Origin of the sequence: Arthrobacter agilis (assembly GCF_002953615.1) — a bacterium.
GTDB lineage: Bacteria > Actinomycetota > Actinomycetes > Actinomycetales > Micrococcaceae > Arthrobacter_D > Arthrobacter_D agilis_B.
This window is the reverse complement of record NZ_CP024915.1, coordinates 781,007-795,846: the sequence shown is the minus strand read 5'-3', so window position 1 is coordinate 795,846 and position 14,840 is coordinate 781,007. Positions and strand designations below refer to the sequence as shown.

Here is a 14,840-nt window from a genome sequence, read left to right as displayed (position 1 = left end):
GCGGGCCGCGCGGCCCGTCCCGCCGTAGACCACGAGGTCCTCGGGCCGTTCGGCGACCTCCGGGTCGAGGTTGTTCATCAGCATGCGCAGCGGTGCTTCCGTCTGCCAGCTCTTCGCCGTCAGCTGCGGGCCGCGGGCCGCGCGGATGGAGCGGGAGGGATCGTGCGTGGGGGTCGTCGTGCTGCTGGTCATGCTGGTTCTCCTGTCAGGTCCTCGGTCAGGGCGGCGGCGTCCTGCCGCGTCAGGAGCGTGGCCGCCTCCTGCGCGACGAGCTCACCGATACGGTGTGCCTCCGCCTCGGTGATGCGGTAGCTGGGGACGACCACGCTGAGGGCGGCGACGGTCCGTGCGCCGGGTGACACCGGCGCGGCGATGGCCGTGACGTCCGCCTCGACGCCGTCGCGGACGACGACGAACCCGTCGGCGGCCGGGCTGCCGGTCAGCACGGCGCCCACGGCGGTCCCGGCGAGCGGGATGCTCCGGCCCACCCAGCTGGCGTGGCGGACGGAGTGGGTGCCCTCGCGCATGGCCAGGTACACGCCCTCGCCGTCGTGCGACGGGACGCTGAGGTAGGCCGATTCGCCCGTCCGGTCCACGAGGCGCTCGAGTGCGGGTTCGGCGAGGGAGACGAGCGACTCGTGGCCCAGGGCCTGCGCTCCCAGCTGCACCACGCGGAGCCCGGGCCGGTAGGCGCCGAGCGCGTCACGGCGCACGAAGCCCGTCCCCTCGAGTGTGCGCAGCAGGCGCAGGGCCGTCGACGCCGACAGGTCCGTCTCCCGCGCGGCGTCCGCGAGCGTCAGCGACCCGGCGTCGCAGACGGCCCCGAGGAGCACGAGCGCCCGCTCGACGGTGCGGGTCGAGGATTCTGCCATGGTCGCCTCCTTGCATTCAGCCCTGCCGTATATTTCACTTATTGAAACGTCCTTTTCATTGAATGGCAAGAGCGGCGCGAGCCGCAGGAACCGAGGCACCATGTCGCACCCCTCCGTGATCGTCGGGACCGGCCCGCTGTCCCCCGCCGACGTCGTCGCAGTGGCGCGTCATGGCGCGGAGGTGGAGCTCGCGGCGGACGCCCTGTCCGCGATGGCCGCGTCCCGCGCCGTCATCGAGTCCCTCGTGGACGACGGCACACCGCACTACGGCGTCTCCACCGGATTCGGCGCACTCGCGACCAAGCACATCCCGCTCGACCAGCGGAGCCAGCTCCAGCGCAGCCTCATCCGCAGCCACGCGGCGTCCTCGGGCGCGGAGGTGGACCGCGAAGTGGTGCGCGGGCTCATGCTCGGCCGGCTCTCGACCCTCGCCACCGGACGCACGGGCGTGCGTCCGGTCGTGGCGTCCACCTACGCCGCCCTGCTGAACGCCGGGATCACGCCGGTCATCGGGGAGTACGGCTCCCTCGGCTGCTCGGGGGATCTCGCCCCGCTCTCCCACGTCGCCCTGGCGCTCATGGGCGAGGGCGACGTGCGGACCCGGTCCGGGGAGCTCGTCCCCGCCGCCGACGCCCTCGCCGCTGCAGGCATCGCCCCGGTGGAACTGCGCGAGAAGGAGGGCCTGGCCCTCATCAACGGGACGGACGGCATGCTCGGCATGCTGGTCCTCGCCGCGGCCGACCTGCACCGCCTCCTCACGACCGCGGACCTCGCGGCGGCGATGAGCGTGGAGGGGCTCCTGGGGACCGATGCGGTCTTCGCCGAGGACCTCCATGCGCTGCGCCCGCACCCGGGCCAGGTGGCCTCCGCCGCGTCCATCCGAGCCCTCCTCGAGGGATCCCCGCTCATCGCCGAGCAGCTCACCTCGGAGACCGGGCGGCACCGCTTCACGCGCGTCCAGGACGCCTACTCCCTCCGGTGCGCTCCCCAGGTGCACGGCGCCGCGCGCGCCACCCTGGCCCACGCCGAATCCGTCGCCGCGATCGAACTGGGCTCCGCCATCGACAACCCGGTGATCACCCCGGACGGGCGCATCGAGTCGAACGGGAACTTCCACGGCGCACCCGTGGGCTATGTCCTGGACTTCCTGGCGATCGCCGTCGCCGACGTCGCCTCCATGAGCGAACGACGCACGGACCGGTTCCTCGACAAGTCCCGCAGCCACGGGCTCAATGCGTTCCTCGCCCACGACCCCGGCGTGGACTCGGGCCACATGATCGCGCAGTACACGCAGGCGGGTATCGTGTCCGAGCTGAAGCGGCTCGCCGCCCCGGCATCGGTCGACTCCATCCCCTCGTCCGCGATGCAGGAGGACCACGTGTCGATGGGCTGGGCCGCGGGCCTGAAGCTGCGCAGGGCGATCGACGGACTGACCCGTGTGCTCGCCATCGAGATCCTCACGGCCGCACGGGCCCTGGACATGCGCGACGGCGGGGCGGGCGCCGAGGGTGGCCTGCGCAGTTCCGCTCCGATCTCCGCCGTGCGGGCCCGGCTGCGCGCCGATGTCGAGGGTCCCGGCACGGACCGCTACCTCGCTCCGGAGATCGAGGCGGCCCGCCTGCTCGTGGACGACGACGCGCTGCTCGCGGCCGCGACGGCCGTGCTCCCAGCACCCCTCCCGTGAAGCTTGTTAGGGTGGGCTAACCACTCTCCCCGGAAAGAAGCGCCGCTCCATGTCCTCGCCCGTGTCCGAACCGTTCCGCAAGCCCCCTCGCCCACAGGCCGTCCTCACGGTCCTGGAGACCCGGTGGCTGAGTCCGCACCTCGTGCGGGTGGTGGCGGGCGGACCGGGCTTCGCCGACCTGCAGGAGTGCGACGCCACGGACAAGTACGCCAAGCTGCTCTTCGCGAAGCCGGAACTCGGGCTGGTACCGCCCTACGACCTCGCGGCACTGAAGGACGCGCTGCCGGCCGAGGACCGCCCGGTGAAGCGGACCTACACCATCCGCTGGCTCGACCCCGCCGGGCAGCGGCTCGCCATCGACTTCGTGGTCCACGGCGACGAGGGCGTCGCCGGTCCGTGGGCGGCGAAGGCCTCCCCGGGGGACGCCCTCGTGCTGATGGGCCCGTCCGGCAAGTGGTCGCCGGACCAGGACGCCGACTGGCACCTCTTCGTCGGGGACGACTCCGCCCTTCCGGCGATCGCGGCCGGCATCGAGGCACTCCACCCGCACGCCCTGGGGCACGCCTATCTCGAGGTGGACAGCGCCGCCGACATCCTCCCCCTCGTCGCGCCCGCGGGCCTCGAGCTGCACTGGCTCCAGCGGGACGGTCGGCCGGCCGGCACGACGACGCTGCTGGCGGACGCCGTCGCCGCGGGGCCGTGGCTCGAGGGCACCGTCGACGCCTTCGTGCACGGCGAGCGTGGCGCCATGAAGGCCCTCCGCGACGTCCTGTTCAAGGAGAAGGGCCTGGCGCGCTCGCAGGTCTCCCTGTCCGGGTACTGGGCCTACGGCCGCGAGGAGGACACCTTCCAGGCGGAGAAGCGGGAGCCGATCGGCAAGATCCTCGACGACTAGGACGGCGCCCTAGGCCGTCATCTCCTGCGGGCGCCTCCTCGGGCGCCGGTCCAGCAGGTCCATGGCGGGTTCCGCGAGGCGTGCCAGGACGGGTCCGAGGACGGCCATGAGCAGCACGTAGGTCGTGGCCAGGGCGGCGAGGTCGGGAAGGACGGCCCCGGACGCCACCGCGAGTCCCGCGATGACGATGGAGAACTCGCCGCGCGCCACGAGCGCTGCGCCTGCACGTGCGCGCCCGAGCCTGCCGATGCCCTGCCGTCCCGCGGCCCACCAGCCGGTCGCGATCTTCGTGACCGACGTGACGAGGGCCAGGAGCAGCGCGAAGGCGAGGACCGGAGGGATCGACGACGGATCCGTGTTGAGCCCGAACACCACGAAGAAGATGGCGGCGAACAGGTCCCGCAGGGGTTCGAGGATGCGCGCGGCGTTCTCCGCCGTCGCGCCCGAGATGGCGATGCCGAGCAGGAACGCGCCGACGGCCGCGGAGACCTGGAGGGCGGAGGCGAGGCCCGCGACGAGGAGCGCGGCGCCGATGAGGGTCAGGAGGAACACCTCCCGGTCGCTGCTGTCCACGACGGCCGAGACGACGTTGCCCCACCGCAGGGCGATGACCAGCACGAGCGTGACCACGAGCAGCGAGATGCCCACGGTGCCCAGGCCGCCGGCGAAGCTGAGGCCGGCGAGGACGGCCGTCAGGACGGGGAGGTAGATGGCCATGGCGAGGTCCTCGAAGACGAGGATCGCGAGGACGGTGGGCGTCTCCCGATTGCCGAGCCTGCCGAGGTCGCTGATGACCTTCGCGGCGATGCCCGAGGACGAGATGTAGGTGACCCCGCCCATCACGAGCGCGGCGACGGGACCCCAGCCCAGGACGACGGCGACGAGCGCGCCCGGCGTAAAATTCAGGGCGAAGTCCACGATGCCGGCCAGCCAGGACTGGCGGAGGCCTGTCACCAGCTCCTTCGCCGTGTACTCGAGGCCGAGCATCAGCAGGAGCAGCACCACGCCGATCTCGCTGGCGACCTCGCTGAACTCGATCACTCCGTCGAGTTCGATGAACCCGCCCTGCCCGAAGAACAGGCCTCCGATGAGATAGAGCGGGATCGGCGAGAGCCCGATCCGGCCGGCGAGCCGCCCGAGGATCCCGAGGAACAGGAGGATTGCGCCGAGTTCGATCAGAGTGAGGGCGGTCGTGTGCACAGGCGGCTCAGCCGTTGCGCAGGATGTCCGCTGCGGCGTCGAGGCCCTCGGACGTGCCCACCACCACCAGCAGGTCGCCGGCGGCGAGCGTGAAATCGGGCGTGGGTGAGGCCTGTACCTGACCGGAGCGCAGCACGGCGACGAGCGACGCACCGGACCGTGACCGCATGCGGGTGTCCCCGAGGGGGCGGCCGTCGAACGGTGAGCCGCGCTCGATCAGGAACTGGCGCGTGGAGACGCCGGGAAGGTCGCGGTGCTCCTCCGTCAGCTGCGCGACGAGCTGGCGCGAACCGAGGAGGTTGCCGATGGTCGCCGCCTCGTCCGGGGTCAGCGGGATGGAGGCGACGCACGCGTCGGGGTCGCCGGCCTTGGAGATGATGAGGTCGAGGTCGCCGTCGCGCTGGGCGACGATCCCCACCCTCCGGCCGGAGCCCGTGACGATCTCTCGCCGCACTCCGATGCCCGGGAGGCGCGTTTCGATGACGTTCATGCGCCCATCCTAGACCTGCCCGGACGACCCGCTGTCCGGTCGGGGCGCTGCGGAGCTCCCGTTCGCTGACGGCGTGGCGGTGGCGCGGGGAGCGTACAGATCGGGTTCGAGGTAGATGGCGGTGGCGATCGGGACAGCTGCCCGAATGCGCTGCTCCGCATCGTTGATCGCACCGGCGATCTGCGATCCGGTGTCCTGGCTCTCGACCGAGATCTTGGCGGCGACGAGCAGCTCGTCGGGACCCAGGTGGAGGGTCTTGAGATGGATGATGCGTGTGGTGCCGTCGTCGCTGATGGCTGCCTCGATCTTCGCGACGGCGTCCGCGGAGGCGCTCTCGCCGAGGAGCAGGCTCTTGGTCTCGACCGCGAGGACGGCGGCGATCGCGACGAGGAGGAGGCCGATCATGGCGGTCCCTGCCGCGTCCCACACACCGTTGTCGGTGAGCAGCGTCATGGAGACGCCGATCAGGGCGAACAGGAGACCCAGGAGCGCACCGAAGTCCTCGAGGAGGATGACCGGCAGCTCGGGCGACTTGGCGGTGCGGACGAAGCGCACCCAGCTCATGCTCCCCCGCGTGTGGTTGGACTCCCTGATGGCGGTGCGGAACGAGAAGGACTCGGCGATGATGGCCCCGATCAGGACGGCGAGCGGGACCCACCAGAACGATCCCTCGATGGGATGGGGGTCCTGGTACTTGTGGTACGCCTCGTAGAGGGCGAAGAGCCCGCCGACGCTGAACAGGACGATCGACACGATGAAGGCGTAGATGTACCGCTCCCGGCCGTAGCCGAAGGGGTGCTCCGGGCTGGCCTGGCGTTTGGCACGCTTGCCTCCCACGAGCAGGAGGACCTGGTTGCCCGAGTCCGCCACCGAGTGGATTCCCTCGGCGAGCATGGACGACGAGCGCGTGAGCGCGTAGGCCACGAATTTGAGCGCGGCGATCGTGAGGTTCGCTGCGAGCGCCGCGATGATCGCCTTCTTGCCTCCACCTGCTGACATGGTTGGGTTCCGTTCCCTCTGCCCGGCTCCGGGCGGCTCGATGACCAGGCCGCCCGGCACGTGCGCCGCGGAGCCTCCGGCTCCAACTCTACGAGTTCTCCCCGCGCGAGGGGCGGGCGTCCCGCACGGTGACGGACCGTTGCGGGCGACGGCGATCCCGTCGTCGGGCTCAGGCGGGGCGGAGGGCTGCCGCGGCGGCCGCGACCCGTCCGGGATCGGCGCCGAGATCCTCAGGATCGGCTCCGGTGAGCAGCACGGCCGCGAGTTCTGCAATGCCCGACGACGTCTGGAAGCCGTAGCCACCCTGCCCCGCGAGCCAGAAGAACGCGGGGTGGGCGGGATCGAAGCCCACGACCGGCAGACCGCTGTCGCGCTGTGTCCGCAGGCCCGTCCAGGACCGCCGGATCGACGTGATGCCGAGGGTCGTCACCCGATCGAGGTACGCGACGAGCCGCTCGACGTCCCCCGGACGGGGTTGTGCGTCGCCCGGCTCGGCGGGTTCCGCCTCGCTGGGCGAGATGAGCACGCCGTCGGCGTCGGGCCGGTAGTAGAAGGAGTCGTCGGCGGCGGCGACCATCGGCGTTCCGACCCGCGGTGCGTTCTCCGCCGCCACGATCGCGGCGGTGCGACGCAGCGGCACGAGGCCCTGCGGTGCGACCCCGCACAGCTCCGCCACGCCGTCGGCCCATGCTCCCGCCGCATCGACCACGACGCCGGCACGGATGGCCCGGTATCCCGCACGGACGCTCCAGCCGCCACCGTCGTAGCGTGCGGAGGTCACGGGTGCCCCGGTCAGGATGATGACGCCGTCGTCGCCGGCGCTCCGCCGGTGGTACTCGAGCAGGAGGTCGGTGTCGGTGCCGACGCAGTCCGTGTCGATCGCGGCGGCCTCGAACGATGCGGGACGGAGCTGGGGGCACAGCGCGAGCGCTTCCGCGTGGGACACCCCGCGCATCGATGCGTTCGCCTTCGCCGCGACGTCGGCTTCGGATCCGACGAGCAGGAAGGACCGCGGGACGGTCAGCGGCAGTCCCGTGGAGGACTGCACGCCGGCCAGCAGGTCCAGCGTGCGGCGGGTGAGGTCCACGACGGGCCCGGGGCCGTAGCTCGGGATGAGCTGGCGCGCCGAGCGGGACGACGTGTGGTACCCGAGCGAGGACTCCGCTTCGACGAGCACCACGCCGGCGAACGGCGCCAGGGCGGACGCCAGCGACAGGCCGGCGATGCCTCCGCCGATGATCAGGACGTCGCACTCGAGGGGGCTCATTCCGTCATCCTAGGATGGCGCTCCCCCATCCGGGGGGCGTCCGGTGTGCTCTCCCCGTCGATAGGGCGGACCCCGAGCCCGGGGAATACCGTCCGGGCACCGATAGTTCCGGCTAGTCGTGAAAGCAATCGTCTACTCCTCCACCGGTCCCTCCTCCGTTCTCTCTCTCGTCGACCGCGACGTCGCGACGCCCGGTCCGGGCGAAGTGCGGGTCCGCATCGTCAACTCCGGCGTGAATCCCACGGATTGGAAGGCCCGCGCCGACGGCGACCTCCCGTTCCCCGAGGTAGTCCCCAACCAGGACGGCGCCGGAGTCGTCGACGCGGTCGGGGAGGGCGTCACCGAGCCGCAGGTAGGCGACCGGGTATGGATCTACCTCGCTGCTCACGGCCGCCCGACGGGCACCGCCCAGGAGTTCACCGTGATTCCCGCCGAACGGGCTGTCCGCCTGCCGGACGGCGTCGATCTCGATGTGGCAGCCAGCCTGGGTGTACCGGCGATGACGGCGCACCGCGCCCTGACCGTCCACGAGCAGGGGCCGTCGCGACTCGCTCCCGGCGCCCTCGAGGGACGCACAGTTCTCGTCCAGGGCGGCGCCGGAGCCGTCGGCCACGCGGCGATCCAACTCGCCGCCTGGGCGGGCGCAACCGTCATCGCAACGGTCAGCAGCGACGCGAAGGCCGAGCTCGGTCTCGCTGCGGGGCCCACCACGTGCTCCGCTACCCCGACGATTCCCTCGCCCACCACATCCGCGAGGTTGCTCCGGGCGGCGTCGACCATGTCGTGGAGGTGTCTCCCGGGCAGAACGCGGCGCTCGACGTCGAGGTGATCGCCAACCATGGCTCCATCGCGTACTACGCGAACAACGATGGTGACGACTTCACCGCCCCCGTGGTCGCGAGTTTCGCGAAGAACGTCCGCTGGCAGGGCCTGCTGCTCTACACGGTGGGTCAGGATGCGCTCGCCGCTGCGGCGGAGGACATCACGGCGGCGCTGAGCAGCGGGGTATTGCCTGTCGGGAAGGCTGCCGGACTCCCCCTCTCCTGGTTTCCGCTCGAGGAGACCGGCGCCGCTCACGACGCCGTCGAGAACGGTGTGACCGGCAAGGTCATCATTCGCGTCTCCGACGAGAACTCCTGAGCGATCGACCCTTCCCGGTCAGGAAAGGAAGCGTATGACGCTCGACGACTGCCCCTGCGGAACCGTTCTGCCGTATGGGGAATGCTGCGGGCCGCTCCACCGGGGAGGGGCAGCTTCGACGGCGTCAGCACTGATGCGCTCACGGTTCTCGGCGTTCGCTCTCGGGCTCGAGAGGTACCTGCTCGATTCGTGGGACCCATCGACACGTCCGGATACCGTCGATCTCGACGGGGACGTCGAGTGGCGGCGCCTGCAGATCGTCGACACGGTCCTCGGCGGCGACTGCGACGACGCCGGCGTGGTGGAGTACCGAGCATCGTTCCGGAGAGCCGGGCGGTCGGGGCTGCTGCAGGAGCGCAGCCGATTCGTCCGGGTGGAAGGGCGCTGGATGTATGTCGACGGGGACGTGCGCGCCTAGGACCTGCAGCACCCCGCGAAGTGGTACCGGATTACGCGCCACCCACGTGCGCGCCCGGCGCGCCGGCGTCGGACGCCTGCCCGCCATCCGCTCCCGGACTGCCCGCGTCCACCTCGGCGCGCGCGGCGGCGAAGGCCTGCACGCAGGCCTCGATGTCCTCGCCGGTGTGCGCTGCGGAGAGCTGCACGCGGATGCGGGCGGCGCCCTTCGGCACCACGGGGTAGCTGAACGCCGTGACGAAGACGCCGTGCGCGAGCATGGCGTCGGCGGTGCGGGCGGCGAGCACGGCGTCGCCGAACATGACCGGGATGATCGCGTGCTCGCCCTCGAGGAGCTCGAAGCCCTCCTCGGTCATGCGGCGGCGGAAGAGGGCCGCATTACGGGCGAGGGTCTCCCGGAGCTCCCCGCTGTTCTGCACGAGGTCCAGTGCCGTCAGGGTCGCGGCGACGATGGACGGCGCGAGGGAGTTGGAGAACAGGTACGGGCGGGCCCGCTGGCGCAGGAGGGCGACGATCTCGGCGCGGGCGGCGACATAGCCGCCGGACGCACCACCGAGCGCCTTGCCGAAGGTCCCGGTGAAGATGTCCACCCGGCTCGCGACACCCGCGTGCTCCGGGGTCCCGGCGCCGGTCGCACCCATGAAGCCGACGGCGTGCGAGTCGTCGACCATGACCATCGCGTCGTACCGCTCTGCCAGGTCGCAGATGGCCTCGAGGGGAGCCAGGTAGCCGTCCATGGAGAAGACGCCGTCCGTGACGATCAGGCGGCGTCGGGCCCCCGAGGCGTCCTGCAGCTTCGCCTCGAGGTCCGCCATGTCCCGGTTCGCGTAGCGGAAGCGCTGGGCCTTGGACAGGCGGATGCCGTCGATGATCGACGCGTGGTTGAGTGCGTCGGAGATCACGGCGTCCTCCGCGCCGAGGAGCGATTCGAAGACACCGCCGTTCGCGTCGAAGCAGGAGGAGAACAGGATGGTGTCCTCGGTGCCGAGGAACTCCGAGACGCGCCGCTCGAGGTCGAGGTGCAGGTCCTGGGTGCCGCAGATGAAGCGGACCGAGGCCATGCCGAATCCCCGCTCGTCGAGGGCCGTCTTGGCCGCCGCGATGATCTGCGGATGGTCGGCGAGGCCGAGGTAGTTGTTCGCACAGAAATTGAGCACCCGCGCGTCACCTGCGCCGAGGGCTCCCGCTGTGATGGTGCTGGACTGGGGCGAGGAGATGCGCCGCTCGTGCTTGAAGAGGCCTGCGCTTCGGATGGCGTCGAGCTCATCGGCGAGCTGGCCGCGGACTGCTGAGTACATGGTGTTCCCGTTTCCCTAGAAGGTGGTCCAGTCGAGGACCACTTTGCCGCTCGCGCCGTCGCGCGCTGTCATGAAGCCCTGCTGCCATTCGCCCGCGGGCAGGCAGTCGGTGACCACCGACGACACCGCCTCGCGCAGCGTCCGGTTGGACTGGAGCATGGCGCTCATGGCGTACCAGGTCTCGAACATCTCCCGCCCGTAGATGCCCTTGAGGGTGAGCATGTGCGTGACCACCTTGCCCCAGTCGATCGAGATGGGCCCCGAGGGCAGGCCGAGCATGGCGATCCGCCCGCCGTGGTTCATGTTGTCGATCATCTCGGGCAGGGCCGTGGCGTGCCCGGACATCTCCATCCCGACGTCGAAGCCCTCCTTCATGCCGAGTGCGCGCTGGGCCTCGGCGATGCGCATGCGGCTGACGTCGACGGCGATGTCGGCGCCCACGCCGCGGGCGAGCTCGAGGCGCGGGGCGGAGACGTCGGTGATGGCGATCTTCCGGGCCCCGGCGTGGCGGGCGACGGCGACGGCCATGAGACCGATGGGGCCGGCCCCGGTGATGAGGACGTCCTCGCCGACGAGCGGGAAGCTGAGCGCGGTGTGGACGGCGTTGCCGAAGGGGTCGAAGACGGCGCCGAGTTCGGGGGTGATGGTTGCGTCGTGCACCCAGACGTTGGTCTCGGGGACGACGACGAATTCCGCGAAGGCGCCGTCGCGCTGCACGCCGACGCTCGAGGTGTGGATGCACATCTGTCGGCGGCCGGCCCGGCAGTTGCGGCACACGCCGCAGACGATGTGGCCCTCCCCCGACACCCGGTCGCCGACACGGACGCCGCGGATACCCTCGCCGAGGGCCACGACCTCGCCGTAGAACTCGTGGCCGGGGATCAGCGGTGCGGAGATCATGCCCTGCGCCCAGGGGTCCCAGCTCTCGATATGGAGGTCGGTGCCGCAGATGCCGGTGGTCATCACGCGGATCTTGACCTCGCCCCACCCTGCCTCGGGCTCGGGTCGGTCCACGAGTTCGAAACCGGGGTGCGCCCCGGACTTGTACAGCGCCTTCACTGGACATTCCTTCCATGCCGCTCCGGGCCTCCGGCGGGATGGGCCGGGCCTGTGCGGTACGAGTGCCGGGCGGGATATGCCCGGCAGCAACACTATCAGCGGACGACGGCGGGCACGCGTGGGCTCGAGCGCACGGCGGGGCCGCCGTCAGTCCTCGAGCACCGCCGAAAGGACCTCGAGTCCGAGGGCGAGGAACTCCGGGGCGTCGTCGGACGAGGCCGCCAGTGCGCTGCCCATGCTCATCGCCCAGCCCCGCGCCCGCGCCCAGGTGGCGGCGTCGACCGGCCGCAGGGCCTCGAGCTCCGTGCGGAAGACCGACCTGCCCGCCGCGTCGAACACGAGCCATGCGGCGGCGAGGTCGGTCGCCGGATCACCGGAGCACAGGTCCCCGAAGTCGACGACGCCGGCCAGCACGCCGCCCGGTCCGAGCACGAGATTCGCCGGGTGCAGGTCGCCGTGCAGCCAGAGGTCCGGCCGCGTCCAGGCTGGAGCGGCCAGGGCCTCGTCCCATACCCGGAGCAGAAGGCCCTCCGGGGCGTTCGGCAGCGATGCGAGCCGGTCCCGCAGGACGTCGTCGCGCGCCGCCAGCGGCCCGCCCCGGCCCACGGGGCTGACAGGGGCACCGGGCGGAGCGGGCTGCTGGAACTCCGCGAGGAACCGTGCGAGCGGGCGGGCCGCCGGCAGGCGACGGGCGCGGGGCACGGTGATGCCGGACTCCCCCTCGATCCACCGACTGACGGACCAGTGCCAGGGGTAGCCGGGACCGGGCACACCGCACCGGAGCGGCGCCGACGTCGGCACGGCCAGCCGCGCCGTGATAACGGGCAGCCACTGCTGTTCGGCGACCATCAGCGCGTCGGCGACCTGCCGCCGGGGCAGCCGCACCACGAGGTCCGGTCCGAGCCGGAAGAGCTCGTTGTCCCAGCCGTGGCCCGCGGGCCGCAGGGCGCGGTCCGCGAGGTCCGGGTGCTGGTCTGCCAGCAGCGATACGACGAGGGAGGGTGGGATGTCGATCTCCGCCCTCGGCAGAACCGCCATCGCACCCTCCCGGATCTTGCTGGAGCTATCCCTCGACGCCGAGGCGCTGCAGGATGAGCTCACGGACGCGCCCGGCGTCGGCCTGTCCGCGCGTCGCCTTCATGACGCCGCCCACGATCGCGCCGACGGCCTGGACCTTGCCGCCGCGGATCTTGTCGGCGACATCGGGCTGGGCCGCGAGGGCGCCGTCGATCGCCTCGAGCAGCGGCCCGTCGTCGGACACGACGGCGAGCCCGCGCTGCTCGACGACCTCCGCCGGCGTGCCCTCGCCGGCGAGGACGCCGTCGAGCACGTCGCGGGAAAGCTTGTCGTTGATCTTGCCGGACTCGATGAGCGCGTTCAGCTCCACGATCAGTTCGGGCGTCACGCCCAGTTCGGCGGGCTCGAGGTCGGCGAGCTTGGCACGGCGAGAGATCTCGCCCATCCACCACTTGCGGGCGACGGCGGCACTCACGCCGGCGGCCACGGTGTCCTCGATCGAGGACATCACGCCGGCATTGACGACGTCGCGGAACTCCGCGTCGGAGTAGCCCCAGTCGGCTTGCAGGCGCTTGCGGCGTTCCGCCGGGGGCTCGGGGAGCTCGGCGCGCAGCTTCTCGATCCACGCATCGTTCGTCACGACGGGCACGAGGTCGGGCTCGGGGAAGTAGCGGTAGTCGTCGGCGTCGGACTTGGGGCGCCCTGAAGTCGTCGAACGCGTGTCCTCGTGCCAGTGGCGCGTCTCCTGCAGGATCGGCGTGCCGGAGTCCAGGACGGCGGCGTGCCGCTGGATCTCGTAGCGGACCGCGTGCTCGACGGCGCGCAGCGAGTTCACGTTCTTGGTCTCGGTGCGGGTGCCGAACTTCTCCTGGCCGTGCGGGCGGAGGGAGACGTTGGCGTCGCAGCGGACGTTGCCGCGCTCCATGCGGGCGTCGGAGACACCGAGGTTCTTGACGATCTCGCGGATCGCGGCGACGTAGGCCTTCGCGAGCTCGGGGGCTCGCGATCCGGCCCCCTCGATCGGCTTGGTGACGATCTCGATGAGGGGCACGCCGGCGCGGTTGTAGTCCACGAGCGAGAACTCGGCGCCCTGGATGCGGCCCGTGGAGCCACCCATGTGGGTGAGCTTGCCGGCGTCCTCCTCCATGTGGGCGCGCTCGATCTCGACCGTGAAGACGGTGCCGTCGGCGAGCTCGATGTCGATGGAGCCGTCGTACGCGATGGGGTCCTCGAACTGGGAGGTCTGGAAGTTCTTCGGGGTGTCCGGGTAGAAGTAGTTCTTCCGGGCGAAGTAGCACTTCTCGGCGATCTTGCAGTTCAGCGCGAGGCCGATCTTGATCGCGGACTCCACGGCGACGCCGTTGACGACGGGCAGGACGCCGGGCAGGCCGAGGTCCACGGGCGTCACGTTGGTGTTGGGCACGTCCCCGAAGGCGTTGGGTGCGGAGGAGAACATCTTGGTCCTCGTGTTGAGCTCCACGTGGACCTCGAACCCGAGCACGGGATCGTACTTCTCCATGGCCTCGTCGAAGGTCAGGACCTCATCGGTTACAGCAGTCATTACTTCCCACCTGCGCTTCCTGGAATGGCCGGGGCCTGGGCCAGCAGCGGGCCGCCCCACGTGTCTTCGAGCAGTGATTCGAGGACGGCGCCCACCCGGTAGAGGCGCGCGTCCTGGCGGGCCGGCGCGAGGAGCTGGATGCCGACCGGCAGCCCGTCCTCGTCCGCGAGGCCGCCCGGCAGCGACAGGCCGGGGATGCCCGCCATGTTCGCCGGGATGGTGGCGACGTCGTTCAGGTACATCGCCAGCGGATCGTCGAGCTTCTCCCCCAGCTTGAACGCCGTGGTCGGGGCTGTCGGGGAGATGAGCACGTCGGCCTGCTCGAAGGCTGCGGCGAAATCGCGCTGGATGAGTGTGCGGACCTTCTGCGCCGAGCCGTAGTAGGCGTCGTAGTAGCCGGCGCTCAGCGCGTAGGTGCCGAGGATGATGCGGCGCTTGACCTCGTCCCCGAAGCCTGCGGCGCGGGTGGCCCCCATGACGCGTTCGATCGTCGGGGCGCCGTCGGGCACCACACGCAACCCGAAACGCACCCCGTCGTACTTCGCGAGGTTGCTGGAGGCCTCCGACGGCATGATCAGGTAGTAGGCACCGAGCGCGTACTGGAAGTTGGGGCAGGAGACCTCGACGATCTCAGCACCCGCCGAACGCAGCAGCTCGAGCGACTCCGAGAAGCGCGTCAGGACACCGGCCTGGTAGCCCTCGCCCTGCAGCTCCCTGATGACGCCGATGCGCATGCCCTCGACCTGGCCGAGGCGGGCGGCCTCGACGAGTGCGCCGACGGGATCGGTCAGCGACGTCGAGTCGTGGGGGTCGTGGCCGCCGATGACCTCGTGCAGCAGGGCGCTGTCGAGGACCGTCCGGGACACGGGGCCGATCTGGTCGAGCGAGGAGGCCATCGCGATCGCACCGTAGCGGGAGACGCCGCCGTAGGTGGGCTTCAC

At 71.1% G+C, this 14,840-nt stretch carries 13 protein-coding genes and 2 pseudogenes; 4 read left to right on the top strand and 11 right to left on the bottom strand.

Annotation, left to right across the window (positions count from 1 at the left end):
* Window positions 1-192, bottom strand: a pseudogene (locus CVO76_RS03840) (urocanate hydratase); the annotation flags it as partial.
* On the bottom strand, window positions 189-872 hold the full coding sequence (locus tag CVO76_RS03835; RefSeq protein ID WP_208740739.1) for an IclR family transcriptional regulator: 684 nt from the start codon (window positions 870-872) through the stop codon (window positions 189-191). The pseudogene CVO76_RS03840 and the gene CVO76_RS03835, both read right to left, overlap by 4 nt.
* Window positions 873-972: 100 nt before the next feature.
* On the opposite strand from CVO76_RS03835, the gene hutH reads away from it, so the two are divergent.
* Both hutH and CVO76_RS03825 read left to right on the top strand, forming a co-directional pair.
* Window positions 973-2,556, top strand: a complete 1,584-nt coding sequence (gene hutH / locus CVO76_RS03830) for a histidine ammonia-lyase (RefSeq protein WP_208740737.1) — start codon at window positions 973-975, stop codon at window positions 2,554-2,556.
* A 49-nt stretch (window positions 2,557-2,605) separates the two neighbouring features.
* Window positions 2,606-3,451, top strand: a complete 846-nt coding sequence (locus CVO76_RS03825) for a siderophore-interacting protein (protein WP_208740736.1) — start codon at window positions 2,606-2,608, stop codon at window positions 3,449-3,451.
* Between the two features lie 9 nt (window positions 3,452-3,460).
* Here CVO76_RS03825 and CVO76_RS03820 read toward each other — a convergent pair whose 3' ends face one another.
* The 4 genes from CVO76_RS03820 to CVO76_RS03805 form a co-directional block, all read right to left on the bottom strand.
* A complete protein-coding gene (locus tag CVO76_RS03820; protein WP_208740734.1) occupies window positions 3,461-4,651 on the bottom strand; it encodes a cation:proton antiporter in 1,191 nt (396 codons plus the stop codon).
* A 7-nt stretch (window positions 4,652-4,658) separates the two neighbouring features.
* Window positions 4,659-5,141, bottom strand: a complete 483-nt coding sequence (locus CVO76_RS03815; RefSeq protein WP_133082134.1) for a cation:proton antiporter regulatory subunit — start codon at window positions 5,139-5,141, stop codon at window positions 4,659-4,661.
* Between the two features lie 9 nt (window positions 5,142-5,150).
* Window positions 5,151-6,140 (bottom strand): cation diffusion facilitator family transporter, encoded by a 990-nt coding sequence (locus CVO76_RS03810; RefSeq protein WP_208740732.1) that lies wholly within the window; start codon window positions 6,138-6,140, stop codon window positions 5,151-5,153.
* Window positions 6,141-6,309: 169 nt separating this feature from the next.
* Entirely contained in the window at window positions 6,310-7,407 is a 1,098-nt protein-coding gene (locus tag CVO76_RS03805; RefSeq protein WP_208740730.1) for an NAD(P)/FAD-dependent oxidoreductase, read from the bottom strand.
* 118 nt (window positions 7,408-7,525) lie between these two features.
* Here CVO76_RS03805 and CVO76_RS03800 point away from each other — a divergent pair.
* Window positions 7,526-8,547, top strand: a pseudogene (locus CVO76_RS03800) (NADPH:quinone reductase).
* A gap of 133 nt (window positions 8,548-8,680) precedes the next feature.
* Window positions 8,681-8,965, top strand: coding sequence for a YchJ family protein (locus CVO76_RS03795; protein WP_347876223.1), 285 nt, complete (start codon window positions 8,681-8,683; stop codon window positions 8,963-8,965).
* Window positions 8,966-8,996: 31 nt separating this feature from the next.
* On the opposite strand, the gene CVO76_RS03790 is transcribed toward CVO76_RS03795, so the two are convergent.
* The 5 genes from CVO76_RS03790 to CVO76_RS03770 form a co-directional block, all read right to left on the bottom strand.
* Window positions 8,997-10,262 carry a glycine C-acetyltransferase gene (locus CVO76_RS03790; RefSeq protein ID WP_208740728.1) on the bottom strand — a complete coding sequence of 422 codons (1,266 nt, stop codon included), beginning with the start codon at window positions 10,260-10,262 and terminating at the stop codon, window positions 8,997-8,999.
* A 15-nt stretch (window positions 10,263-10,277) separates the two neighbouring features.
* A complete protein-coding gene (gene tdh / locus CVO76_RS03785) occupies window positions 10,278-11,321 on the bottom strand; it encodes an L-threonine 3-dehydrogenase (protein ID WP_208740726.1) in 1,044 nt (347 codons plus the stop codon).
* A 147-nt stretch (window positions 11,322-11,468) separates the two neighbouring features.
* Window positions 11,469-12,359, bottom strand: a complete 891-nt coding sequence (locus CVO76_RS03780; protein WP_208740725.1) for an aminoglycoside phosphotransferase family protein — start codon at window positions 12,357-12,359, stop codon at window positions 11,469-11,471.
* A gap of 25 nt (window positions 12,360-12,384) precedes the next feature.
* Window positions 12,385-13,899, bottom strand: a complete 1,515-nt coding sequence (gene gatB, locus CVO76_RS03775; RefSeq protein WP_133082126.1) for an Asp-tRNA(Asn)/Glu-tRNA(Gln) amidotransferase subunit GatB — start codon at window positions 13,897-13,899, stop codon at window positions 12,385-12,387.
* A partial coding sequence (locus tag CVO76_RS03770) for an amidase family protein (protein ID WP_208740724.1) occupies window positions 13,899-14,840 on the bottom strand: 942 nt, incomplete at its 5' end. The genes gatB and CVO76_RS03770, both read right to left, overlap by 1 nt.